The following is a 21,846-nucleotide window of genomic DNA, read 5'->3' as shown; positions in this document are numbered from 1 at the left end:
GACGGCCTTCCGCGTACGCGCATACGGTTCAGTCCGGCTCGCGGCGGCACGCCGCTCCGCGCGAGGGCACGCCTCACGGGCGCGTCCTTGAGGTGCCTGTCGCCGGGGGCAGCTGCGCGATGCACGCACGCACCGGCGCAGCTGGGTCGGCTTGTTCGTTGCCCAGGAGGTGCCCGTAGTGGATTCTCGACCCGGCGACATCCGGCCTGGAGCCCCGCTGACGTTGCGAGCCTCGTGGCAGCTGCGGATAGTTGCCGTCCTTGCATATGGCGTGTTCGCGGCCGTGCTCTTGGGTGTGCGATTTTCACAGGCCACGGTCGACGACCCGAGCAATGCGATTTTCTTCGTCGTCGTCCTGGCGGCTTTCTACCTCCTGACAGCCATGGCCTTTGCTCCGCGCGTCCGTGCGAACGAGCACGGATTGACGGTGGTGAACCCGTGCGTTACCTGGCAGATTCCGTGGCCGTCGGTCCGAGGATTCCTTTCGGAGGGTTCCAGCTTCTTGTACGTCGAGCTGGAAGACGAGACTGTGGTCCGATGCTGGGCGATACAGGCGACGAACCTGATGCTCATGCTCGGTCGAAAGACTCGTGTTGATGGCGTAGCAGAGATCCTGCGCCCTTGTATCGGCGGCGCAGATCCTGCCCCGGATCCCGGTTGGCGCAAGACATGGACAAGGCCGCACTGGTTGACGTGGATTGGTGGGCTGGTCGTGTTGTTCACGGCATTCAGCTGGTTCTCTCAGGTGTATGTGGCGGCGTAGCGCGCGTGATAGATGCCGACAATTCGACGTGTCGGTGCGTGCTTGACCCGCGCACCTAGAACGGCGAGTCGTTCACGAACTGGAACTGCAGCCGGGCGTCTGAGGTGCGCGGCACCATGAGCGTCGTCCCGCTGGGCGACCACTCGGTCGGCACGAGGAACATCGCCGACGGGCCTTGCACGAGGAGCCGCAGCCCGCGATAGCGGTAACGCGGCTCATCCGTCAGGGCTGCGCAGGCGGCGTCGGGCGCAGGTCCCGTGACCCAGCAGAGGTCCTCCGGCGCCGCGACGGTATTGCGCAGGTGAAGGTCGGCCGGGCTGTCGAGGATCACCGCGGGCAGCTGCTCGAGGTTGCGCGCAACCTGCTGCGCCTGGCCGCGACCGGACCAGTCTGCGGTGATCGAGACGGCCCAGAACGCGGCAGCGACGACGAGCACCCACAGCCCCGCGACGGTCCCGGGTGCATTCGCCGTCCCGAACGGCAGGGCGGACGCGCAGAGCCCCGCGCCCAGACCGATCAGGCAGGCGGACACCAGCGACAGGTACGGCCACGCGCCCCACCAGGCGTACGCGAGCAGGAGGGCAAGGCCCGCGGCGAGCACAGCGCCGCTGCCGACGACCCAGCGCCGCGCGACGCGCCGGACGTGCGCGTCACCCTCGGGGAGGAGCCGGCGCTCACCGGCCTCGGCCTGGAGCCTCCCGTGCAGTGCGACCGCCGCGACGGACAGCACGACGAGAACCAAGAGCGGGACGAGCAGCGGCTGCGGGCTGCGCATGACGTAGTCGCGCGGGGTCAGCCCGATCGTGTCGACGTCGACCCCGAAGTAGGCGTACTGCGACCTGGTGTAGACGTAACCGAAGTAGAACAGCAGGGTGCTGACCAGGGTGATCGGCGCCGCGATCTGGGTTGCGGTGGACAGCCACTGCGGCAGGGTCCGGGCGGCAGAGGGTGCCACGTCAGGCGCCCCCGGCGGCGAGGGCCTCCAGGTCGAGGTCGGCCGAGACGTCCGCGGCGGCGTCCACCTCCTGAGCGAGTGCCACGCAGTCGTCGTCCGAGAGCGGCGACGTGCAGCGCAGCGTGCCGACCATGCCGACGAACGCGTGCTCCGCTGCCGATCCGGACCGCACGAACCCGATCTGGCAGGTGGACGCGTCCGCCGTGACCTGGGCCCCGTCGCACCACGGGACGCCCGCGTCGTCGCAGGTGTCGTGGGTCGTCTGCCACGCCTCGGACGACACGACCGGATGGTCGACCAGGAACCACAGGCCGTCGGTGAGCTGTGGTGTGCCGTCACCGCCCCACGTCCAGAAGACGCACACCGTGTCCGGGGGCACGAAGGTGCCCGAGCCGGTGCCGGCGACCGCGGTGGTGAGCACCGGCTGAGCCTGACCCCGAGGAAGTGGCGCCTCCTGCGCGCCGGTGCCGCGGGTGGGCTGGACCGCCGGCTCCTGGACCGCCGGCTCCTGGGCGGCGGGATCCTCGGCGGCGGGCTTCTGTGCGGCCACGGTGGGTGGGGTCTCGTTGCCCGGGCCCCCGCAGGCGGCCAGGAGGCCCGCCCCGACGAGCAGAGCGGCGAGTCGGAATCTTCGAGCATGTCTCATCGGGTCACCTCTGACCGACCGCGGAGCAGCGACAGAAGAGAAGGGTTCCGACGACGGCGTCAGATACCCGTACCGACCACGCGGGTGGCTGGCCGCAATCGGCGAGCTCGGGCGCGCAGCACAATGAGCGTATGCCTCCTCGTCGCCGTACCGACCCTGCGGACGGTCGGGTCGCGCTCGCCGCATGGCGTGCAGACCCTGCGCAGGCGGGCGCACGCCGGACTGCCGTCCGGTTCACGCTCGAGGAGCTCGCCGACGTCGCACCGGGGAACTCGGTGGAGGTCCGGGTGCCGCCCGACGGTGCCGTGCAGGCGGTCGAGGGGCCACGTCACACCCGGGGCACACCGCCCAACGTCGTCGAGACCGACCCGCAGACCTGGCTGCAGCTCGCGACCGGGGCCCTGACCTGGGACGACGCGGTCGCCAACGGGCGGATCCGTGCCTCCGGCGCGCGGGCCGACCTGCGCGACTGGCTCCCGTTGCAGGCAGCGCGCGCACGGCCGTGACCGGCATCTGACCTAGGATCGCCGCGTGCCCGACGACCCGCAGCCGACCGACCCGGGGCCGGCTACACCCTCAGTTCCCTCGCCCGCCGGCGAGGGTGCTCTGCCCACACCCCAGGGGGCTCCCGAAGAGCCTCCTCTGCCCACGCCCCAGGGGGCTCCCGGGGAGCCTCCGCCCACGCCCCAGGGGGCTCCCGGGGAGCCTCCTCTGCCGACGCCCGAGGAGCTCGCCGACGCGCCCGACGCGACCGTCCGGCACGCCCCGAAGTTCGGCGCGTTCATCGCCGCGGGCGCGATCGTGGGATTCCTCCTCGGCCTGCTGCTGACGGCGCTCGTCTCGCCTCGGGTTCCGCTCGCCTCGGACGGCTCGGGCTTCTTGCCGTTCCTGGACGGCGAGAGCGCGGTCCGCACCGTCATGGCGGTCGCAGGCGCGGTGCTCGGTGGATTCGTCGGAGGCCTCTGCGCCGTCGTGGCGGACCGGCGCAGCGTGCGCAGGGCAGGTCGCGACGACGCCTGACCGCTGGTCGGGTTCCCTGCGCGGTCGGCGTCGTATGAGACGATGAGGCAGTGGCCCCCCGCGCAGACGGACGTCTGAACCACGACCTCCTCCCCAACGAAAAAGGCCCCCAGGACGCTTGTGGCGTCTTCGGTGTCTGGGCTCCCGGCGAGGAAGTCGCCAAGCTCACCTACTTCGGGCTCTACGCCCTGCAGCACCGTGGCCAGGAGTCGGCGGGCATCGCCACCTCCAACGGCCAGCAGCTGCTCGTCTACAAGGACATGGGCCTGGTCTCCCAGGTGTTCGACGAGACCGCGCTGAACGCCCTCCAGGGGCACATCGCGATCGGGCACGCCCGGTACTCGACGACCGGTGGCAGCACGTGGGAGAACGCGCAGCCGACGCTCGGACCGACGTCCGCCGGCACGGTCGCCCTGGGCCACAACGGCAACCTGACCAACACCGCCGAGCTCGTGGACCTGGTCGCCGAGCGTTACGGCAGCCAGCGTCGCGGTGAGCTCGCGCGCGGCAACACGACGGACACCGCGCTGATCACCGCGCTGCTCGCAGGCGACCCGGACCACACCCTCGAGGCCACCGCGCTCGAGGTGCTTCCGCGCCTGCGCGGTGCGTTCAGCCTCGTCTTCATGGATGAGCACACGCTCTACGCGGCTCGGGACCCGCAGGGTGTCCGGCCGTTGGTCCTCGGTCGCCTCGAGCGCGGGTGGGTCGTGGCCAGCGAGACGCCGGCCCTCGACATCGTCGGTGCCTCGTTCGTCCGTGAGATCGACCCCGGTGAGTTCATCGCGATCGACGCCGACGGCCTGCGCAGCACCAAGTTCGCCACCCCCGACCGTGCGGGCTGCGTGTTCGAGTACGTCTACCTGGCACGACCCGACACCACCATCGCCGGACGCTCCGTGCACGCCGCTCGCGTGGCGATGGGACGCCGGCTGGCTGTGGAGCACCCGGTCAAGGCCGACCTCGTCATCCCCGTCCCGGAGTCGGGCACGCCGGCGGCGGTGGGCTACGCCGCCGAGTCGGGCATCCCGTTCGGCCAGGGACTGACCAAGAACGCGTACGTCGGCCGGACGTTCATCCAGCCGTCGCAGACGCTGCGGCAGCTGGGCATCCGGCTCAAGCTCAACCCGCTCCGTGAGGTCATCCGCGGCAAGCGCCTGGTGGTCGTCGACGACTCGATCGTCCGCGGCAACACCCAGCGCGCCCTGATCCGCATGCTGCGCGAGGCCGGTGCCGCCGAGGTGCACGTCCGGATCAGCTCACCGCCCGTCAAATGGCCGTGCTTCTACGGCATCGACTTCGCGTCCCGTGCGGAGCTCATCGCCAACGGCCTTTCTCCCGAGGAGATCGCCGCCTCACTGGGCGCGGACTCCCTCGGCTACATCTCCCCGGAGGGCATGATCGCCGCCACCGAGCAGCCCGCGTCGCAGCTGTGCGCCGCCTGCTTCACCGGTCAGTACCCGATCGAGCTGCCCGCGGCCGACCGCATGGGCAAGTTCCTGCTCGAGCAGAACGAGCTTCCCCTGGGTGCACCCGAGGACGGCCTGCTGTCGATCGTTCCCGGCGTCGGCGGCGGCTCCGCTCTGGACCACCCGTGAGCGCGCCGCAGGGCGGGTCCGTCACGTATGCCGCGGCGGGCGTGGACACCGAAGCCGGTGACAAGGCCGTCGAGCTGATGAAGGACGCCGTGCGGGCGACGCACGGCCCGCAGGTGCTCGGGGGCGTCGGCGGCTTCGCCGGCCTGTTCGACGCGAGCTCCTTGGTCGGCTACCGCAAGCCGCTGCTGGCCACCTCGACCGACGGTGTCGGCACCAAGGTCGCGATCGCGCAGGCCCTGGACATCCACGACACCATCGGCTTCGACCTCGTCGGCATGGTGGTCGACGACATCGTCGTGGTCGGTGCCAAGCCGCTGTTCATGACGGACTACATCGCGTGCGGCCGCGTGGTCCCCGAGCGCATCGCCGGGATCGTGCGGGGCATCGCTGCGGCGTGCTCCGTGGCAGGCACCGCGCTCGTCGGCGGCGAGACCGCCGAGCACCCCGGTCTGCTGGGGCCGGACGAGTACGACGTGGCGGGCGCCGCGACAGGTGTGGTCGAGGCCGACCAGCTGCTCGGTCCGGAGCGCGTGCGCACCGGCGACGTGCTGGTCGCCCTGGGCTCGAGCGGCCTGCACTCCAACGGCTACTCCCTGGTCCGCAAGGTGGTCCAGGTGGCCGGGTGGCAGCTCGACCGGCACGTGGACGAGCTCGGCCGGACGCTGGGCGAGGAGCTCCTCGAGCCCACCCGCGTCTACGCGAGCGACTGCCTGGCCCTCGTCGAGCGTGCGGGCGTCTCCGGCGTCCACGCCTACAGCCACGTCACCGGCGGCGGCCTCGCGTCGAACGTCGCGCGTGTGCTGCCCCAGGGGCTCGTCGCGGACATCGACCGCGGGGGCTGGCAGCTGCCGCCCATCTTCTCGCTCGTGCAGAGCCTGGGGCAGGTCCCGTGGACGGACCTCGAAGGCACGCTGAACCTGGGCGTGGGCATGGTGGCGATCGTCGCGCCCGACGCCGTCGACGGTGTCCTGGCACACGCGCGAGAGCTCGGCATGACCGCCTGGACCCTGGGTGCCGTGCGCTCCACCGACCCCTCGAAGGACGTCCTGGGGGCACCGGGCTTCGTCGCGGGCACGAAGGGCGTGCACGGGGGAGCGGTCCAGCTCACGGGGACCTACCGGGTCTGATCCGGTGCCCGGCGGGCCGCTCCACGCGCGCCCGCCAGCCGTGTGTCAGTGCTGACGCTGCGAAGCCGACTCGCGAGATCGCCTGCGCGAGGACCGCGCCATCGAACCTCTGAACGCGGCGCGGGTAGCCGGCGGTCCTGTCACCGAGCATGCCGGAGCACCGGCTGCCGGTTCTCCCACGGGACCTCTGGCGTCGCGACGTCCGCGTGCGGCTCGTGCCCCACGGTCCGTGGACGAAGCCAGCAGGGCGTCGCGAGTGCCCGAAGACGTGGTGCACCTGCGACGCCCTGCTCTGGATTCACGCAGCGTGCGCTGCGCCACGACCTCGCGGCAACCGCGAGGTCAGACACCTACCGCGTCAACGATCGTCGTCCGACCAACGGCGGTAGTCGTCGTTGTCGTCGTCAGTGTCGGTTTCCACAACCGCGCGAGGGCGGTTGTCGGTCACGACATCGTTGTGGCCGTGCGACGTGAGCTCCTGCTCGAGAGCTCGGTAGTTGGTGTCGGGACTGAAGTACTTCAGCTCCCGGGCAACCTTCGTCTGCTTAGCCTTCTGACGGCCGCGCCCCATGGCATCGACCCCCTCTTACGTGGAAGCGGGGCGGCTCCGTGCTGACACGTGCGGCCCCGGGGTGCTGAATTCGTCTCTTCGTGGGGCAACCGTACATGGTCGTTGCGTATTCCGACCACTCGCCAGGTCGGGATCCGGGAGATGGGCCCGAGACGTCCTGATTGCGTGTCGTTCGGCCGCTCGGGCGCCCGACTCCACCGTACGGCGCGGAGCATCCGGGGAGGCGCGCAGACCTGTGAAGGTTCGACGGGAGGCCCGGAGGGCAGGCGGGCGGTGCGGCGCAGTCGGACAAGCGTCCAGTGTTCGAGGCTGTTCGGGCGTGTCGGGTGGTTTGACCGTTTCGTCGGGTTTAGTCTGACCTGACGACCCGGCAGCACGGGCCGGTACGCAAAGCAAGGGAGTGCTGTGAAGATCCGCAGCGAGAGCGCTCCGGGGCATGCGATATGGGGGGCTTTCGTGCATGCTGAGGGGAGTTGTCCGCTTTGACGGCTGACAAGCGTCTGATAGTCGACCCGTGTCGCTGAGCCTCAACGCATCGCCGCACACGAAGAAATCAGAGCACCGGCGCCGTCGGTGTCGTGGGGCAGATACCTCGCCAGGAGGCATTTCGTGAACGCACACGCAACAGAGTCCGAGGCCCTGCTCACCCCGTCCGAGGTGGCCACGCTCTTCCGGGTGGACCCCAAGACCGTGACGCGGTGGGCCAAGGCCGGGAAGCTCTCCTCGATCCGCACGCTCGGTGGGCACCGCCGTTACCGCGAGTCCGAGGTTCGGGACCTTCTCAACGGGATCCCGCAGCAGCGCTCGGACAGCTGACCGACCGTATCGCTCGAAGTCCCGGGGCCCCCGACCCGGGTTACCGCTGCGCCAAGCAACGATGCAGGCGCGCCGGAGTCGGCCGGTGTGGTTTCCGGCCTCCGCGGCCTGTCGGGCCGCCACGGGCGCCCGTGGGTTCGGGACAGCTATGACGGCCGGTGAAACCGGCGTCAGTCGCCGCGGCGTGACGCTGCGAAGACGACGAGGCCTCCCAGCGCCAGGACGCCGGCAGCGACGCTCCCCAGCACGGTCAGAGCCCTCTTGCGAGCCTCAGGCCCGTCCTCACCGGTGACTGCGGCGGAGAAGAGCTGCCCGAAGCCCCCCAGCAGCCTGGCGGCCAGCGCCCGGGGGTCGGCGCGAGCGACGAGCTCATCCACGGTCGCTGCCAGCTCGGCGCGCGCGGCCGCGATCTCCGCCTCGATGGCGACCATCTGCGGAGTGCTGAACGGCTCGACGGGCTTGGCCGGTCGGTCGGTCGTCTCGTCACTCATGAGCGGATCCCCGTCTTGATCGCGTCGATGTCTTCCTGCACGCTCTCGATGGCGCGGATGGGCGAGGGCGGTGTGCCCTTCTTGATGCTCCGGATGCCGATCAGGGCGAGCACGGCCACGACGAGCAGTAGCAGCACCGTGACGATCAGTGCCGCGAGCCAGAGGTCGACCACGAGCGCGAGCGCGATGATGGCGGTCGCGATGGCCGCGGCCAGGAAGTAGAGCGCGAGGAGACCGGCCGCAGCCAGGAGGCCGGCACCGATGCCGATCTTCTGGGCCCGGCCGGCGATCTCAGCCTTGAAGAGCTCGATCTCTGCGCGGACGAGCCTGGCGCCCGTCTCGCTGATCTCGCTGACGAGCTTGCCCAGGGATCGTTCGTCGCCCGGGGGTCCCGACTGGGTGGTCATGGCGCAACCTCTCGCTCTGGTGACTCGTCGAGGTACAAGTGTGCTGGTCGCGGACCCGCCACGCGAGAGGTGCGGCGGTCAGTCTTCCCAAGGATGGACGTGCTCCTCGGCGGGATGGGTCGGTTCCTGCACGCGGACGATGGAGAGGGGCGGTCCGCTCGGGAGGTGGCGGCGCCCCCATGCGGCGGCGCCGGCGCCGATCAGGACCAGTGCGACGCCGACGATCAGCGCCGCGAGCCACGGCTCGACCGCGTGCGAGAGTCCCAAGACCGCCGCGGTCACGAACAGGGCGAGCCCGAAGAACGTGACGAGCGCCGCGACGCCGAACGCGATCGCCGACGGGCGGACCTCCACTGCGCGGGCGCGGACGCTGATCGCGACGGCGTTGATCTCCGCCTGCAGGGCGTCACGGACGTGGTCCTCGACCTGCTCGATCTTCTCGCGCGCCTTGTCCGCGAACGGCTCGGTCAGCCGGTCGAAGAAGCTCCTGGATCGATCGGGCCTCTCGGCGCCTGGGGTGCTGGTCATGGACGGTCTCCTTCCGCTCGTAGGACTGCGCCCACCCTAGGTCGGACGGGGCATCGAGCGGGTGGTGGACAGGCGGGGAGCGGCTAGCTCGTCGGACAGCAGTGATCGACCGCTCCGGACCATGAGACGAAGGCCAGAGACAGAAGAAGCCCCCCTGGTCACCAGGGGGGCTTCAGTGGTGGCTCCGACGGGCGTCGATCCCGTGACCTCACGATTTTCAGTCGTGCGCTCTACCAACTGAGCTACAGAGCCGTGAAACGAGAACGCCGGTCCGTAGACCGGCGAATCGAGCGACCCCGACGGGACTTGAACCCGCGACCTCCGCCGTGACAGGGCGGCGCGCTAACCAACTGCGCTACGGGGCCTTGGTGAGACAAGGCCTTGCTACTGAACTGCGGTACTGCACCTGCTGGTACTGCTCGTACCCCCAACGGGATTCGAACCCGTGCTACCGCCGTGAAAGGGCGGGGTCCTAGGCCGCTAGACGATGGGGGCTAGTCCAACCCCTGACGTCGAGGCGTCGGAAGACCGGTGATGAGCATACGGGGTGATCGGCCCGAACTCCAAAGCGGCCCCTGTCGCCCCGTCCTTGACCGACCGGCGGAACCCTCCGGCGCGCCCCCAGCCTGCGAAGATGGTCGGCATGGTCGAGATGACGCGCGCCGAGTTCGAGGATGCCGTGCGCGACGCTCTCGACGAGATCCCGGCCGAGCTCGCCGCGATGATGGACAACGTCGTCGTGCTCGTCGAGGACTCACCGCCCGCCGACGAGCCTGACCTGCTCGGGCTGTACGAGGGGACGCCACTGACCGAGCGTGGCGACTTCTGGGCCTCCGGGTCGCTGCCCGACCGCATCACGATCTTCCGCCTGCCCACCCTGGACTTCTGCGAGGACAGGGACGACGTCGTCGAGGAGGTCGCGGTCACCGTCGTGCACGAGATCGCCCACCACTTCGGCATCGACGACGAGCGGCTGCACGCGCTCGGCTGGGGCTGATGGTCGTGGGCCACGACCACGACCACTCGACGGCGGCACAGGCGCACACGGGGTCGCTGGTCGCGGTCCTCGTCCTGACGCTGGTGGTCCTGGTCGTCGAGGTCGTCGGCGGTGTCGTGTCCGGCTCGTTCGCGCTGGTCGCGGACGCGGGCCACATGCTCACCGACGCTGCCGGTGTCGGCCTGGCGCTGGGGGCGACGGCACTCGCCACGCGCCCCGCGACTGCCGCGCGCACGTTCGGCTGGCAGCGTGCCGAGATTCTCGCTGCGCTCGTGAACGGGCTGGTCATCGGCGTCGTGGGCCTGGTCGTGATCGTCGGCGGTGTCCGGCGGATCGTCAGTCCGGCACCGGTCGAGGCGGGTCTCATGCTCGTCGTCGCGTGCGTGGGTCTTCTCGCCAACGCCGTCAGCCTCGCTCTGCTGCGGCGCGGGCAGGAGGAGTCGCTGACGGTCCGTGGTGCCTACCTGGAGGTGCTCGGCGACCTGCTGGGGTCGGTCGCGGTGGTCGTGGCTGCGGTGGTCGTGATGGCCACGGGGTTCCTGCGGGCCGACGGGATCGCCTCCGTCCTGATCGGTCTGATGATCGTGCCGAGGGCCGCAGGGCTGCTGCGCGACGTCGCAGGGGTGCTCCTGGAGGCCACCCCGCGCGGGGTCGACCTCGACGCGATCCGGTCGCACATCTGCGGGGTGCCTGGCGTCCTCGGGGTCCACGACCTCCACGCGTGGACCATCACATCAGGGGTTCCTGTGCTGTCCGCGCACGTCGAGGTGCCGGACGAGCTGCTCGCGCGCGGCGAGGCCGGCCGGGTGCTGGACGACCTGCGGCACTGCCTCGCCGGCCACTTCGACGTCGCGCACTGCACGTTCCAGCTCGAGCCGCCGTCGGCCACCCGCGAGGAACGTCACTCGCACGCGTAGGGTCGCGACCATGGTTGCCGTGGGGATCGTCGTGCTGCCGCAGGACCGCTGGGAGGTCGGGCGCCGCAAGTGGCTCCTCGCGGAGGAGTGGGGGTTCGACCACGCGTGGACGTACGACCACCTGGCGTGGCGCACGCTCGTCGACCAGCCGTGGTTCGCGACCGTGCCGCTGCTCGCCGCCGCGGCGGCCGTGACAGAACGCATCGGACTCGGGACGTTCGTGGCGTCGCCGAACTTCCGGCACCCGGTGCCGTTCGCCAAGGACGTGATGGGGCTCGACGACATCAGCGGCGGGCGCTTCGTGCTCGGGATCGGTGCAGGCGGCGAGGGCCTCGACTCATGGGTCGCGGGTGACCCGATCAGTCGCGGCGAACGGACGCGGCGGTTCGAGGAGTTCGTCGCCCTGATGGACACGCTCCTGACCACGCCCGTCACCGAGCACGAGGGGGAGTTCTACCGCGCCGACGGTGCCCGGATGATCCCCGGGACGCTCGCAGAGCCGCGCACCCCGTTCGTCGTGGCCGCCAACGGGCCGCGCACCATGGCGCTCGCGGCCCGGCACGGGCAGGGCTGGGTCACCTACGGGCAGACGTTCCTGTCCGAGGGCGAGGGCGGTGATCCCGTGGCCGAGCAGGAGCAGTGGTGGTCAGGCCTGGCGGCGATGCAGGCGAGCGTCGACGAGGCCGTCGCGACCCATCGACCCGCGGGGATGCCGCCGCTACGTCGCTACCTGAGCCTCGACGGTGCGCCGATCTTCTCGATGCAGTCGGTCGACCTCGTGGTCGAAGGCATCGAGCGCGCGGCGGCGCTGGGGTTCACCGACGTGATCGTCCACTGGCCCCGTGCCGAAGGCGTCTACGCGGGCTCACCGGCGGTCCTGGACGCGCTCGCCGCGCAGCTCCCGACGTTCCAGGCCCTCCCGGTCGCTGCGCGCTGACCGTCAGTGGGCCTGGCGGGCGGACCAGGCGCTGGTGACCATGCCGAGCAGCGTGTGGCGCATCCGCCAGTCGAGGTCACGTGCGGCGAGCTCGCCGGACGCGACGATGCGGGCCGGGTCGCCCGGACGTCGAGGCGCGAGCTCGGGCTCGAAGTCGATCCCGGTGGCCTGCGCGACGGCCGTCATGATCTCCCGCACGGAGCTGCCGTCGCCCGAGCCCAGGTTGTAGACCGGCTCGAGCGTGCGTCCCTCGGCGAGAGCCTGCGCGGCGGCGACGTGGGACGCGGCAAGGTCCGCGACGTGCAGGTAGTCGCGGACGCAGGTCCCGTCCGGGGTGGGGTAGTCGGTCCCGTTGATGCGCGGGGTCCGGCCCGCGGCCAGGGCGTCGAGGACCAGGGGGAAGAGGTTGTGCGGGCTCGTGTCGTAGAGGTCGTCGGTGGCCGAGCCGACGACGTTGAAGTACCGCAGCGACGTGTGCCGCAGGTCGGTCGCCCGCGCCTGGTCGGCGAGGAGCCACTCGCCGATGAGCTTGGACTCGCCGTAGGGCGACTCGGGGTGCGTCGCGGTCGTCTCGGTGACCAGGTCCACGTCCGGGGTGCCGTAGACGGCGGCCGACGAGGAGAACACGATCGCGTCGACCCCCTGCGAGGCCATCGCCTCCAGCAGGTGGACGGTCCCGGTGACGTTCTGCTCGTACGTGTGCAGCGGTCGGCTGACCGAGACTCCGGCGTACTTGAACCCCGCGAGGTGCACGACCCCCACGACGCCGTGCTGGCTGAGCGTGTCCGCGATGAGGTCCGTGTCGAGGATCGAGCCCTCGACGAGCGGCACGTCGCCCGGGACGAACTCCTTGTGCCCGCTGGACAGGTCGTCCAGGACGACCGTGCTGAGTCCCACCTGCCCGAACGCCCGCACCACGTGAGACCCGATGTACCCGGCACCGCCAGTGACCAGCCATGTCATGGAGGCGAGCGTACCGATCGCTGCGCGCGGCCGCCGCGACAACCAGGGAACGGGATGGGGTGCGCGGGCATTGGGCACACAGCCCGAACCGCTGGGAGGCTAACGGGTAGGCAGGGGCGCTGGATCAGAGGGGACACCATGGGACTGGCGAGGGACCGCGCGCTGCGGCTCTACGACACCACCGCCGCACGCACCAGCGCCACGGTGCTCGCCGCGTACTCGACGTCGTTCGGCCTCGGTACCCGGCTGCTCGGGCGCCGTGGGCAGCGGGACATCCGCGCCGTGTACGCGCTCGTCCGGCTCGCCGACGAGGTCGTCGACACCTACCGCGGGGACGACGCCGGTGCCGAGCTCGACGAGCTCGAGGAGCAGACGCACCGCGCGCTGCGCACCGGCTACTCGACGAACCTCGTGGTCCACGCGTTCGCGCGGACCGCGCGCCGCGTCGGCATCACGACCGCCGAGACCGTCCCGTTCTTCGCGTCGATGCGTGCCGACCTGACGGTCCACACGCACGACCGGGCGAGCTACGAGGCCTACGTCTACGGCTCCGCCGAGGTGGTCGGTCTCATGTGTGTCCGCGCCTTCATCAACGAGTCGCGGAGCCCGGCGGCACCCGTGGTCGAGCCCACCGACATCCAGGTGGCCGGCGCGTGCGCCCTCGGCGCTGCATTCCAGAAGATCAACTTCCTGCGCGACCTCGGAATCGACAACGAGGAGCTCGAACGCACGTACTTCCCGGGTACGCGCCCCGGGGAGCTCTCACGGGAGCAGCTGTCCGCGATCCTCGAGGAGATCGGCGGTGACCTCGCCGTCGCGCGGTCGGCGCTGCCCGAGCTGCCGCCCCGAGCGAGGTACGCCGTCGCCGCGACGCTCGCGCTCTACGAGCGGCTGATGGACGACCTCGAGCGGTGCACGCCCAGCGAGATCCTGGAACGTCGGCTCCGGCTCTCCACACCGACCAAGCTGGTCGTCGTCGGGGAGGCCGTGCTCGCCCAGGCCCGGGCGGGCCGGTGAGCGGACGTGTCGTCGTCGTCGGCGCCGGGATCGCCGGGCTGACCACCGCGGCGCTGCTGGCGCGCGGGGGAGCGCGCGTGACCCTGCTCGAGCAGCACGACGGGGTGGGTGGTCGGGCTGGGCTGCTGGAGCTGGACGGGTTCCGGTTCGACACCGGACCGTCCTGGTACTTCATGCCGGAGGTCTTCACGCACGCGTTCGCGCTGCTGGGCGAGCGGATCGAGGACCACGTCGACCTGGTGCGGCTTGACCCGGCGTACCGGTTGTTCCCTGAGCCGTCCGGCGGTCATGCGCCTCTCGACGTGGTGCAGGACCCGGAGGTCAACTGGGCGACGTTCGAGGCGCTGGAACCGGGTGCCGGATCCGCGATGCGGCGGTACGCGCAGGACTCGACGCAGGCGTACCGCGACGCGCTCGACTCCTTCCTGTACACGACCTTCGCTCGTCCGCACCGGCTGGTCACGCGCGACGTCGTGCGCCGGTCCCGCACGCTCGCGGGCCTGCTGACGCACACGCTGGCTGAGCACGTGGCCGGCGCCGTCGACCATCCGGTGCTGCAGCAGGTGCTCGGCTACCCGGCGGTGTTCCTCGGCAGCTCGCCGTACCGCGTCCCGGCCCTCTACTCGCTCATGAGTCACCTGGACCTGGTGGACGGTGTACGTTTCCCCCGCGGTGGGATGTACACAGTGATAGAAGCACTCCAGCGCATCGCGATCCGGGAGGGCGTCCGCATCCGCACAGGAGCCGCAGTCGCCTCGATCGAGGTCGAGCCGATGTCTGCATCGCTGGTGCATCCGCGCAGGTCAGGCACGGCCCGCGGCGTCCGGCTGTCGACCGGCGAGCTCGTGCCGGCGGACATCGTGGTCTCCGCGGCGGACCGGCACCACACCGAGAGCGCGCTGCTCGACGCCAGCTACAGCGACCTGCCCCCGGAGACGTGGGACACCAAGGGGCCCGGCATCTCGGCGCTGATCATCGTGGCGGGCGTCCGTGGAGCGCTGCCCGAGCTGGCCCACCACTCGCTGTTCTTCACCCGGGACTGGCCGGCGAACTTCGAGGACATCCTCGGCACCGACCGTGCGTCCACGACCTCCAGGGTGCCCGAGGTCGCCTCCCTCTACGTCTCGCGGACCACGGCCACAGACCCGACAGCGGCACCGGCGGGCCACGAGAACCTCTTCGTCCTCGTCCCGTTCCCGGCCGACCCCACCCTCACCGACCTCGACCGGCACGCGGACCGCTACCTCGACCAGATCGGCGACTGGGCGGGTGTCCCGGACCTCCGGGAACGGGTGGTCGTGCGGTCCGTGCGAGGCCCCGCCGACTTCGCCAGGGACTTCCACGCCTGGCGCGGCACGGCGCTCGGCATGGAGCACACGCTCAGGCAGAGCGCGATGTTCCGCCCTGGCGACGCGTCCGCGCGCGTCCCGAACCTCCTGCACGCGGGTGGTGGGACGATCCCTGGTGTGGGACTGCCGATGTGCCTGATCAGCGCCGAGCTCGTGGTGAAGCGCATGCTGGGAGAGACGTCCGCGCGCCCGCTGCCGGAGCCCCTGCGGCCTGGGTTCCTCGCGTCTGCGCGCCCGGGCGGCGTGTGGAGCGCCGTCCACCGATGACCTTCCTGTACCTGGGTGCCCTGCTGCTCTCGCTTGCCGGGCTGGCCATCCTGGACCGCCGCTTCCGGCTGGCCTTCTGGGCCGACGCCCGCCGCGCCTCGCTGTCGGTCGGGATCGGCGTGCTCGGGTTCCTCCTGTGGGACCTCGCCGGTCTGGGCCTGGGCATCTTCGCGCGTGGTGGGTCCCCGCACATGACCGGGATCCTGCTGGCACCCGAGCTGCCGGTCGAGGAGGCGTTCTTCCTCGCGCTGCTCTGCTACACCGCGCTGCTCACCTGGCGCGGGCTGGAGCGTCGGCGGCGATGACGAACGCGGCTCTCAACCTGCTCGTCCTCGCCGTCCTGGTCGGAGTGTCCTGGCCCGTGCTCCGACGGCTGCGCGGCGGCCCCGTCACAGGGACGGTCGTCGTGCTCTGCCTGCTGACCGCCGTGTTCGACACAGCGATGATCGCGGCCGACCTCTACGTCTACGACGCGGACAAGATCCTCGGCGTCTACGTCTGGGGCGCGCCCATCGAGGACTTCGCCTACGCGGTGGCGGCCGCACTCGGGATGCCTGTGCTGTGGACCGTGCTGGGTGGGCGGCCGAGCCGCGGCGAGGCGCCCGGCGGAGGCGGTGAGGAGGCGTGAAGGAGGTCCTGGCGGCCTCGCGGCCCTTCTCCTGGATCAACACCGCGTACCCGTTCGCGGCGGGCTACCTGCTGGCGACCGGTGGTCGACTGGACGCGCTGTTCGCCATCGGGACACTGTTCTTCCTGATCCCGTACAACCTGCTGATGTACGGGATCAACGACGTGTTCGACCACGCCTCGGACCTGCGCAACCCACGCAAGGGCGGGATCGAGGGCGCTCTGGTGCCGCAGGACCGCGCCGCCGAGGTGCACCGGCGGATCCTGTGGTCCTGCATCATCCTGACCGTCCCGTTCGTCGTCTACCTGCTGCTGCACGGGTCGACAGCGGCCGATCTGACGCTCCTGGCGGTGCTGTTCCTCGTCGTGGCGTACTCCGCGCCGGGACTGCGGTTCAAGGAGCGGCCCGTCCTGGACTCGTTCACGTCGGCGATGCACTTCGTCGGCCCCCTGCTCTACGCGCTCGTGCTCGTCGGCGCGTCGCTGACGACCAGGACGACATGGCCGGTGCTCGTCGCGTTCGTGCTGTGGGGCATGGCCTCGCACGCGTTCGGCGCGGTCCAGGACGTGCGCGCCGACCGCGAGGGCGGCATCGCGTCGGTCGCGACGGCGCTCGGAGCGCATCCGACCGTGGTGGCGTCGACCGTCCTGTACGTGCTGGCCGCGGGGGTCCTGCTGCTCGTCCCGTGGCCCGGCGTGCTCGCGGCTGTGCTCCCCGTGCCTTACGCGGTCAGCACAGCCAGGTTCTGGTCGGTCCGGGACGAGGACTGCGAACGCGCCAACGCAGGCTGGCGGACGTTCCTCTGGCTCAACCTCGTCACGGGATTCGTCGTCACCATGCTGCTGATTGCGACAACCTGGACATCCTGACCCCCTAGAGTGCCCGGCATGGGATCCGTCAGCACGCACGACTGGACGATCTTCGCGCTGGTCGTCGGGCTTCGGCTCGTGGTCCCGCTGTTCATCCCACGGTTCCCGCTGCCCGCGCTCCTCGCAGCCCTGGTCATCGACGGCATCGACCAGACCGTCTTCGCCACGTTCACCGACCTGCCGCTGGACAACTACCAGTCCTACGACAAGGCGCTCGACATCTACTACCTGACCGTCGCGTACCTGTCGGTCATCCGGAACTGGCGCAACCCCTTCGCGCTGGGCGTCGCCGCGGCGCTCTGGTACTACCGGCTGGTCGGTGTGCTGGCATTCGAGCTGTCGGGCGAGCGCTGGCTCCTGATGCTCTTCCCCAACACGTTCGAGTACTTCGTGATCGCGATCGAGGTGGTCCGCACGCGTTGGGACGCGGGCCGCCTCTCGAAGAAGGCGTTCGTCCTCACGGCGGCCTTCATCTGGATCTTCATCAAGCTCCCGCAGGAGTGGTGGATCCACGTCGCCCAGCTCGACGCCACCGACGAGATCAAGGAGCGCGTGCTCGGCGTCCCCGGCACCGCGTCCTGGGCCGAGGGCATTGCCAACCGGCCCTGGGTCGTCGTCGGCCTGCTGCTTGTCGTCGCGGTGCTCGTCGTGGTCGGTCTGCGGCTCTCGAAGCGGCTCCCGCCCGCCGCGTGGCCGTTCACCGTCGACTCCGACGTGGTCGCACGCCACGTCGGCTGGGCGCCCCGCGGCCGCATCGACGTGGCGCCGCACGGCGTCGGCCACGTGCTCGAGAAGGTCGCTCTTGCCGGGCTCGTCACGATGATCATGTTCCTGTCGTGGCCGCTGCTGGACGCGAGGCTCTGGGACGTCGCGCTCGTGGTCACCGCGACGGTCCTGGCGCACGCGGGCCTGTCGGTCTGGCGCGCACGGACCGGGCGGTCCGGTGCCGCGCACCTGGGCGTGCAGGTCGCGATCAACACTGCGGTCAGCGTGGTCGCGATGCTGCTGTTCGCCGCGCTGGCGAGCCGCGGTGCAGCCGACCTCTCCGCAGGGGACGTCCTCCTGTTCGCCTACATCGTGGCGCTGATCGTCACCCTCTACGACCGGTACTCGGCGCGTCGTGAGGCGAGCGTCGGGGCACCCGAGCTCGTCGCCGTCTGACCGTCACGGGACGAGCGGCTCCTCCAGGGCGGGCGGTGGCCGGTACCGCACGAGCATGCTCCATGTGCCCCGGACGGCCTGGATCCACACGACGACGAGCAGGCAGGCCGCGAAGGCAGCGATCGCGGTCCAGGGCAGCGTGTCGAGCCACGTCAGCTGGACGGAGCCGCCGTACGCGAAGCTCCCGTAGACAGGCTCGGGTCCTAGGCCCGAGGTCCACGCGAGCCACGTCAGCATCGCGGCGGGCAGCAGGTACAGGGATGAACGGGCCGGGACGCGTCGGTGCGAGCGCACGACAGCGGCGCCGATCCCGACGACCAGGGCGACAGCGACGGCTTCGGCTGTGGCAGACCCCGTCGATTCGAACACGTCGGAGCCTGCGAGCAGCAGGTGGCGGGTCGCCAGCTGGTGCACCTGAGGGGCGGTCAGCACCGCGGCGACGACGGCCAGCACGTGCGCGGCGCCGCTCTCGGGTCGTGCATCGCGCACCAGGACGACCAGGCCGACGGTCGTGACCGCCCAGAGGAGAACCACGAGCGCGGTGAAGATGGGGACGGGGCCGGTCGACTGGCCGAAGACGGCTGCGTCCGGGGACTGGTAGATCGCGGGTGTCGACGCCGGCGACGACGCATCGGTGACCGTGACCGTCAGGACGTCGTAGGACGGCGTGGCGGGACCCGCGACCTCCCAGAGCCAGGTGGCGAGGGTCGCCGGCACGACGAACAGCCACGCATGTCGCGCCGCGCGCCGCGGGCGGCAGGCGGCCGCGACCGCACCGGCGACCACGAGGAGCGTCAGAGCGAGCACCGTGCCCGGGGTCTGGTCGAGCTGCACCCGGTAGACCAGCACCGTCGCGAGCGCGACGAACGCTGACACCACACAGAGGCCGATCACCCACCCGTCGCGCGGCCGCGGTCGTGTCATGCGCACAACCTAGGGCCGCGGCCGCGCCGGGTGTGGCGGTTCAGTCGGCTGCGCGCAGATTCCGCCACGTCTCGCGGCGGGCGGCCTGCTCGACGGGGTCCGGGACGGGCAGGGAGGCGAGCAGGCGCTGCGTGTACGGGTGCTTGGGGGCGCCCAGCACCTCGTCGCCCGTACCCTCCTCGACCAGGACGCCGTTGTGCAGCACCGCGATGCGGTGCGCGAGCAGGTCCACCACCGCGAGGTCGTGGCTGATGAACAGGCACGCGAACCCGAGCTCCGCCTGGAGGCGTGCGAACAGGTCGAGCACCCGGGCCTGCACCGAGACGTCGAGCGCGGAGGTCGGCTCGTCGGCGATGAGCAGCTCAGGGTCGAGGGCGAGCGCCCGCGCCAGGCTCGCGCGCTGGCGCTGACCACCGGAGAGCTCGTGCGGGAAACGGTCCCCGAACGCCTTGGGCAGCTGCACAGCCTCCAGCAGCTCGTCCACCCGGCGACGAGCCTCCTGTGCGCTGGATGAGATCCCGTGCACGACGAGAGGTTCGGCGACGCACTGGGCGATGGTGAGCAGCGGGTTGAAGCTGGTGGCCGGGTCCTGGAAGACGAACCCGATCCGTCGCCTGATCGGCCGGAAGGTCCTCTCCTTGACGCCCAGCATCTCGACGCCGAGCACGTTCAGCGAACCTCCGCTGACCGGCGTCAGACCGGCGATGGCACGGCCGATGGTGGTCTTGCCACTTCCGGACTCGCCCACCAGACCGAGCACCTCACCGGGCCGGATCTCCAAGGAGACCCCGTCGACGGCCGTGAAGTCGGGCTGGCGCAGGCGACCGCGGTACACGATCCGCAGATCCTGGGCCGCGACGACGGGCGTGGCCGACGGGTCCACGTCGACCGGCTCGAAGGCGGCGTCCGCCTCCGAGACGATGACGCGGTCCCGGAAGCGCCGGCCGCCCAGGCGCGGCACCGCGTCCAGCAGCGCGCGGGTGTACTCGTGCTTCGGCGCGGCGAACAGCGTGTGCACGTCGGCCTGCTCGACGATCTCGCCCTTGTACATCACCGCGACCGTGTCGGCGAGGTCCGCGACGACGCCCATGTTGTGCGTGATCAGGACGACGGCAGCGCCGAACTCCTTCGGGATCTGGCGCAGGAGGTCGAGGATCTCTGCCTGCACCGTGACGTCGAGTGCGGTCGTGGGTTCGTCGGCGATGATCAGGCCCGGGTCGAGCGAGATCGCCTGCGCGATGACGATGCGCTGCTTCTGCCCGCCGGAGAACTGGTGCGGGTAGTGGTCGATGCGGTGCTCGGGGTCGGGGATGCCGACCCGGCGCAGGATGTCGATCGCCTTCTCGCGGGCGTCGGACGCGGACATCTGCGTGTGGGCACGCAGGCCCTCGGCGATCTGCCAGCCGACGGTGAACACGGGGTTCAGGACCGTGGAGGGCTCCTGGAAGACCATCGCGGCGTCGCGCCCGCGGATGTCTCTCAGGTTCTTCCCCTGCAGGGTCGTGACGTCGTGCGTGTCCGACCCGTCCTTACGGGTCAGCAGCACGGCGCCGCTGGTCAGAGCCGTGTCGGGCAGCAGGCCGAGGATCGAGCGGGCGGTGACGGTCTTGCCCGAGCCCGACTCGCCGACGATCGCGAGGACCTCGCCCGACTTCACCTGGAGCGACGCCCCGGAGACCGCACGGACGGTGCCGGCGTCGGTCGCGAAGGAGATGTGCAGGTCCTGGATGTCGACGACGACGTCCCGGGTGTCCTGGGTCGCGGTCATGAGCGACCCCCTTCCTCGTCGGTGCTGGGTCGGGCCAGGGGCTCGTCCTCGGTGGGCCCGGCGAAGAGCTCGTCGGCGGTGCCCTCCAGAAGGTCCAGACCTTCGATGCCCTCGGCGCCGGCGCTCAGCACGCCGCCCGGAACGACCGTGACGGCGCCTACGACGCCGGCGGCCTGCGAGGCCGCGCGGCGGGTGCGCAGACGCGGGTCGGCGAGGTCGTTCAACGACTCACCGACCAGCGTCACGCCCAGGACGGAGAGCGCGATCGCGAGCCCTGGGTACAGGGACGTCCACCAGATCCCGCTGGTCACGTCAGAGAGCGACTTGTTGAGGTCGTACCCCCAGTCGGCCGCGACAGTGGGCTCGATGCCGAACCCGAGGAACCCGAGCGCCGCGAGCGTCAGCACGGCCTCGGAGCAGTTGAGCGTCAGGATCAGGGGCAGCGTCCGGGTCGAGTTGCGCAGCACGTGGCGCGTCATGATCCGCGGGTGACTGGCACCGATGACGCGCGCCGACTCGACGAACGCCTCGGACTTGATCCGCACGGTCTCGGCCCGGATGACCCGGAAGTACTGCGGGATGAAGACCACGGTGATCGCGACGGCCGCCGCGAGGATGCCGCCCCACAGGTCCGACTGACCGTGGTTGATCACGATCGCCGCGACGATCGCGAGCAGGAGGGACGGGAAGGCGTAGATCGCGTCCGCGACGACCACGAGCACGCGGTCCACCCAGCCACCGAAGTAGCCCGACAGGAGGCCACCGGTGACGCCGATGAAGATCGACAGGACGACGGCGGCGAGCATGACCAGGAGGGCCGGCCGGGCGCCCCAGAGGCACCGGGACAGCACGTCGTAGCCGGCCACGGTGGTGCCGAACCAGTGCTCGGACGACGGGGGCTGCTGCGAGCCGAACAGGGTGTCGCCGACGCGGATCTGCGCGAACCCGTACGGGGCGAGCCACGGCGCGAACAGGGCGGTGATCACATAGATGCCGACGAGGACGAGGCCGCCCACGAGCATGCTGCGCTGCAGGCCGACGCTGCTGCGCACCTGGTGGACTACCGGGAGGCGCTTCCAGAGCGAAGGACGGACCGGGGCGGGGGCAACGTTGGTGGGGATAGTCAT

General features: G+C 70.8%; 25 protein-coding genes and 3 tRNA genes. 15 read left to right on the top strand and 13 right to left on the bottom strand.

The window, feature by feature from the left end:
- Positions 1-178 precede the first annotated feature (178 nt).
- The gene (locus N553_RS0102825; RefSeq protein ID WP_156043671.1) at positions 179-763 is read left to right on the top strand and encodes a PH domain-containing protein; all 585 of its coding nucleotides are present in this window, start codon (positions 179-181) and stop codon (positions 761-763) included.
- Between the two features lie 55 nt (positions 764-818).
- On the opposite strand, the gene N553_RS0102820 is transcribed toward N553_RS0102825, so the two are convergent.
- Positions 819-1,718, bottom strand: coding sequence for a hypothetical protein (locus N553_RS0102820; protein WP_028045273.1), 900 nt, complete (start codon positions 1,716-1,718; stop codon positions 819-821).
- 1 nt (position 1,719) lies between these two features.
- Positions 1,720-2,364 (bottom strand): hypothetical protein, encoded by a 645-nt coding sequence (locus tag N553_RS0102815; protein ID WP_156043670.1) that lies wholly within the window; start codon positions 2,362-2,364, stop codon positions 1,720-1,722.
- Positions 2,365-2,495: 131 nt separating this feature from the next.
- Here N553_RS0102815 and N553_RS0102810 point away from each other — a divergent pair, with 131 nt between their 5' ends.
- Genes N553_RS0102810 through purM form a run of 4 tightly spaced genes read left to right on the top strand, consistent with a single transcriptional unit; the run spans position 2,496 to position 6,109 of the window.
- Positions 2,496-2,870, top strand: coding sequence for a sterol carrier family protein (locus N553_RS0102810; RefSeq protein WP_028045271.1), 375 nt, complete (start codon positions 2,496-2,498; stop codon positions 2,868-2,870).
- Between the two features lie 25 nt (positions 2,871-2,895).
- Positions 2,896-3,384, top strand: coding sequence for a histidine kinase (locus tag N553_RS20775; RefSeq protein WP_231505144.1), 489 nt, complete (start codon positions 2,896-2,898; stop codon positions 3,382-3,384).
- Between the two features lie 50 nt (positions 3,385-3,434).
- Positions 3,435-4,982, top strand: a complete 1,548-nt coding sequence (gene purF / locus N553_RS0102800) for an amidophosphoribosyltransferase (RefSeq protein WP_028045270.1) — start codon at positions 3,435-3,437, stop codon at positions 4,980-4,982.
- Positions 4,979-6,109 carry a phosphoribosylformylglycinamidine cyclo-ligase gene (purM, locus tag N553_RS0102795; RefSeq protein ID WP_028045269.1) on the top strand — a complete coding sequence of 377 codons (1,131 nt, stop codon included), beginning with the start codon at positions 4,979-4,981 and terminating at the stop codon, positions 6,107-6,109. The genes purF and purM overlap by 4 nt, the downstream gene beginning before the upstream one ends.
- A gap of 358 nt (positions 6,110-6,467) precedes the next feature.
- On the opposite strand, the gene N553_RS0102790 is transcribed toward purM, so the two are convergent.
- Complete coding sequence (locus N553_RS0102790) at positions 6,468-6,680, bottom strand: DUF3073 domain-containing protein (protein WP_028045268.1); 213 nt, start codon at positions 6,678-6,680, stop codon at positions 6,468-6,470.
- A gap of 609 nt (positions 6,681-7,289) precedes the next feature.
- Here N553_RS0102790 and N553_RS0102785 point away from each other — a divergent pair.
- Complete coding sequence (locus N553_RS0102785; protein WP_028045267.1) at positions 7,290-7,496, top strand: BldC family transcriptional regulator; 207 nt, start codon at positions 7,290-7,292, stop codon at positions 7,494-7,496.
- 170 nt (positions 7,497-7,666) lie between these two features.
- Here N553_RS0102785 and N553_RS20770 read toward each other — a convergent pair whose 3' ends face one another.
- The 6 genes from N553_RS20770 to N553_RS0102755 form a co-directional block, all read right to left on the bottom strand.
- On the bottom strand, positions 7,667-7,987 hold the full coding sequence (locus N553_RS20770) for a DUF3618 domain-containing protein (RefSeq protein ID WP_034620528.1): 321 nt from the start codon (positions 7,985-7,987) through the stop codon (positions 7,667-7,669).
- A complete protein-coding gene (locus N553_RS0102775) occupies positions 7,984-8,394 on the bottom strand; it encodes a phage holin family protein (protein ID WP_028045266.1) in 411 nt (136 codons plus the stop codon). The genes N553_RS20770 and N553_RS0102775 overlap by 4 nt, the downstream gene beginning before the upstream one ends.
- 78 nt (positions 8,395-8,472) lie before the next feature.
- Positions 8,473-8,922 (bottom strand): phage holin family protein, encoded by a 450-nt coding sequence (locus N553_RS0102770; protein WP_028045265.1) that lies wholly within the window; start codon positions 8,920-8,922, stop codon positions 8,473-8,475.
- Positions 8,923-9,098: 176 nt separating this feature from the next.
- Positions 9,099-9,174, bottom strand: a tRNA-Phe gene (locus N553_RS0102765).
- 39 nt (positions 9,175-9,213) lie between these two features.
- Positions 9,214-9,287 (bottom strand) — tRNA-Asp (locus tag N553_RS0102760).
- A 57-nt stretch (positions 9,288-9,344) separates the two neighbouring features.
- A tRNA-Glu gene (locus N553_RS0102755) sits at positions 9,345-9,417 on the bottom strand.
- A gap of 148 nt (positions 9,418-9,565) precedes the next feature.
- Here N553_RS0102755 and N553_RS0102750 point away from each other — a divergent pair.
- From N553_RS0102750 to N553_RS0102740, 3 genes are read left to right on the top strand one after another with little or no spacing between them, the layout of a single operon-like run.
- Positions 9,566-9,919 carry a metallopeptidase family protein gene (locus tag N553_RS0102750; protein ID WP_028045264.1) on the top strand — a complete coding sequence of 118 codons (354 nt, stop codon included), beginning with the start codon at positions 9,566-9,568 and terminating at the stop codon, positions 9,917-9,919.
- Positions 9,920-9,924: 5 nt separating this feature from the next.
- On the top strand, positions 9,925-10,836 hold the full coding sequence (locus N553_RS0102745; protein WP_028045263.1) for a cation diffusion facilitator family transporter: 912 nt from the start codon (positions 9,925-9,927) through the stop codon (positions 10,834-10,836).
- Between the two features lie 10 nt (positions 10,837-10,846).
- Positions 10,847-11,773 carry an LLM class flavin-dependent oxidoreductase gene (locus tag N553_RS0102740; protein WP_028045262.1) on the top strand — a complete coding sequence of 309 codons (927 nt, stop codon included), beginning with the start codon at positions 10,847-10,849 and terminating at the stop codon, positions 11,771-11,773.
- 3 nt (positions 11,774-11,776) lie between these two features.
- Here N553_RS0102740 and galE read toward each other — a convergent pair whose 3' ends face one another.
- Positions 11,777-12,736, bottom strand: coding sequence for a UDP-glucose 4-epimerase GalE (gene galE / locus N553_RS0102735; protein WP_028045261.1), 960 nt, complete (start codon positions 12,734-12,736; stop codon positions 11,777-11,779).
- A gap of 138 nt (positions 12,737-12,874) precedes the next feature.
- Between galE and N553_RS0102730 the strand changes: the two genes are divergently transcribed.
- Genes N553_RS0102730 through N553_RS24055 form a run of 6 tightly spaced genes read left to right on the top strand, consistent with a single transcriptional unit; the run spans position 12,875 to position 18,027 of the window.
- The gene (locus N553_RS0102730) at positions 12,875-13,753 is read left to right on the top strand and encodes a squalene/phytoene synthase family protein (RefSeq protein WP_028045260.1); all 879 of its coding nucleotides are present in this window, start codon (positions 12,875-12,877) and stop codon (positions 13,751-13,753) included.
- Positions 13,750-15,369, top strand: a complete 1,620-nt coding sequence (gene crtI, locus N553_RS0102725) for a phytoene desaturase family protein (protein WP_034620525.1) — start codon at positions 13,750-13,752, stop codon at positions 15,367-15,369. The genes N553_RS0102730 and crtI overlap by 4 nt, the downstream gene beginning before the upstream one ends.
- Positions 15,366-15,674 (top strand): lycopene cyclase domain-containing protein, encoded by a 309-nt coding sequence (locus tag N553_RS0102720; protein ID WP_028045258.1) that lies wholly within the window; start codon positions 15,366-15,368, stop codon positions 15,672-15,674. The genes crtI and N553_RS0102720 overlap by 4 nt, the downstream gene beginning before the upstream one ends.
- Complete coding sequence (locus N553_RS0102715; protein ID WP_028045257.1) at positions 15,671-15,997, top strand: lycopene cyclase domain-containing protein; 327 nt, start codon at positions 15,671-15,673, stop codon at positions 15,995-15,997. Before N553_RS0102720 ends, N553_RS0102715 begins: the two co-directional genes overlap by 4 nt.
- Entirely contained in the window at positions 15,994-16,866 is an 873-nt protein-coding gene (locus N553_RS0102710; protein WP_028045256.1) for a prenyltransferase, read from the top strand. The genes N553_RS0102715 and N553_RS0102710 overlap by 4 nt, the downstream gene beginning before the upstream one ends.
- An 18-nt stretch (positions 16,867-16,884) precedes the next feature.
- Positions 16,885-18,027 carry a hypothetical protein gene (locus tag N553_RS24055; RefSeq protein ID WP_051639780.1) on the top strand — a complete coding sequence of 381 codons (1,143 nt, stop codon included), beginning with the start codon at positions 16,885-16,887 and terminating at the stop codon, positions 18,025-18,027.
- A 3-nt stretch (positions 18,028-18,030) separates the two neighbouring features.
- Here N553_RS24055 and N553_RS0102700 read toward each other — a convergent pair whose 3' ends face one another.
- From N553_RS0102700 to N553_RS20760, 3 genes are read right to left on the bottom strand one after another with little or no spacing between them, the layout of a single operon-like run.
- Positions 18,031-18,951 carry a hypothetical protein gene (locus tag N553_RS0102700; RefSeq protein ID WP_034620523.1) on the bottom strand — a complete coding sequence of 307 codons (921 nt, stop codon included), beginning with the start codon at positions 18,949-18,951 and terminating at the stop codon, positions 18,031-18,033.
- Between the two features lie 40 nt (positions 18,952-18,991).
- Positions 18,992-20,719: an ABC transporter ATP-binding protein gene (locus N553_RS0102695; RefSeq protein WP_028045254.1), complete on the bottom strand. Its 1,728-nt coding sequence runs from the start codon at positions 20,717-20,719 to the stop codon at positions 18,992-18,994.
- A complete protein-coding gene (locus tag N553_RS20760) occupies positions 20,716-21,846 on the bottom strand; it encodes an ABC transporter permease (protein WP_034620520.1) in 1,131 nt (376 codons plus the stop codon). Before N553_RS20760 ends, N553_RS0102695 begins: the two co-directional genes overlap by 4 nt.

It is taken from the genome of Cellulomonas sp. URHE0023, from assembly GCF_000688475.1.
GTDB lineage: Bacteria > Actinomycetota > Actinomycetes > Actinomycetales > Cellulomonadaceae > Cellulomonas.
This window is presented reverse-complemented; position numbering and strand designations above follow the sequence as displayed.